We start from the raw sequence: 1,365 nt of genomic DNA on the forward strand, positions 1-1,365 counted from the left end.
GCCGCCGCCTGTGCGACGAGGATCATCCAGTTCAGATCCAACCTCCACGCGGAGTGACCGCAGCGCGGAACATGACAAGCGGCCACAGGAGCCGCCACGGTCATGGCTGTCCCGGTTGTAATGCGTCGAAGAATCGGTGGCCGGGAGGGTCTGTAGTAGCGTCATCGTGGGATTTCGCCTGGATAAAGAGCCAGTCCTCCTCGGAGAGCAAGGTCTCTCCGTGGGCGTCGGTGTCGGCGTTTTCGCCGGTTTCGGTGTTGATGGCGGCCGTGATGGTGCGGGGCACGATCACGCATCCGGGGTTGTCGAGGAACCATTGCCGGGTGGCCGGAGAGAGCCGGCCCCACTGTTCCTTGATGTGCATGTCAGTCATTTTTGCCTCTTAGGGGTTCTGTTAGGGCCAGGAGTCTGGCCCGCAGGGGTGTGCGTGTGACGGTACGGGGAGGAATGCCTGGCCCTTGCCGGGATGCCGGCCGGACCCGGAGCGGATCAGCCATTCCAGGTCACCGTGATGGCTTCCCCGGATGGCAGGGCCGTGACGTGCAGTGACAGATCCAGGCCACCGGGGCCGCGGCAGGGGTCAGTGCCCGTGGTGGCGGTGATTAATTCAACGAGCAGGTTCACGGCGCGGGCCATGGCCCGGCCCCAGTCAGCGGGACGGGTGCTGGAGGCGTGCACGGTGACCGTCAGTCCGGCCTCCCCGTCGCCGGTACGGGTGAGGGTGCCTGCTGCCGGTTCCGGCTCAGGGGCGGTCTGCATGGGGAATCTCCATCCGGAATCCGCAGCGGCAATGCAGGACCTGGGTGTGCAGGTACGCTTCCAGGTGGTTCCTTCGGCTCTGTCCGGCCGGGACCGTCGTGGTCAGGGAGCGCCCCGCCGTGGTGCCGGCTGTCATGGGTTCGCCGCAGTGGAGGTAGGTTCCGTGCTCGTTGTCGGGGGCTTCCGGCGGGAACTGGCGCAGTATCGACGGGTCGATGCAGCCGGAAAGAACGTCGTGGGCGTGGAACGTGTCACATTCCAGGCAGGTGTAGCTGACCTCGATGGAGGTGCCCGGCCGATTGGCGGAGCCTCCCACGGTCTCGATGAACAGATATGCATCGGTCCCGCACGCGCTGCACCACGGACGGGTGCTGCCGCCGGGGGGTGCATTTCGGCGGGACGGAAAGCGGGAAGCAGGCGCCATTGCCTTATCTCCTTGATCAGGAACTGCCGGCCAGCGGCCCACAGGTAGCCCTAATTGTAGGAGGCACTCTCCCCCCCGTCCACGGCCTGAGGTGTGTCAAGGATGTGAGACAGTCGCGTAGTTTCGTTTTGGTCAGGCGGCCGCAGGTAGCGGCTGCTGGTGGGTGGTGAATTTCGCCATTG

The 1,365-nt window shown here is 65.4% G+C and carries 3 protein-coding genes; all 3 read right to left on the reverse strand.

Translation table 11 applies throughout. The features are described from left to right. Positions 1-100 precede the first annotated feature (100 nt). The 3 genes from ABIB51_RS23145 to ABIB51_RS23155 all read right to left on the reverse strand — a co-directional run bounded on the left by ABIB51_RS23145 (position 101) and on the right by ABIB51_RS23155 (position 1,183). On the reverse strand, positions 101-373 hold the full coding sequence (locus ABIB51_RS23145) for a hypothetical protein (RefSeq protein WP_354191732.1): 273 nt from the start codon (positions 371-373) through the stop codon (positions 101-103). Between the two features lie 116 nt (positions 374-489). After that, complete coding sequence (locus tag ABIB51_RS23150) at positions 490-759, reverse strand: hypothetical protein (protein ID WP_354191733.1); 270 nt, start codon at positions 757-759, stop codon at positions 490-492. After that, positions 743-1,183: a hypothetical protein gene (locus ABIB51_RS23155; RefSeq protein ID WP_354191735.1), complete on the reverse strand. Its 441-nt coding sequence runs from the start codon at positions 1,181-1,183 to the stop codon at positions 743-745. Before ABIB51_RS23155 ends, ABIB51_RS23150 begins: the two co-directional genes overlap by 17 nt. Between the last annotated feature and the right edge of the window lie 182 nt (positions 1,184-1,365).

This window comes from Arthrobacter sp. UYCu712 (genome assembly GCF_040547005.1).
Lineage (GTDB): Bacteria > Actinomycetota > Actinomycetes > Actinomycetales > Micrococcaceae > Arthrobacter.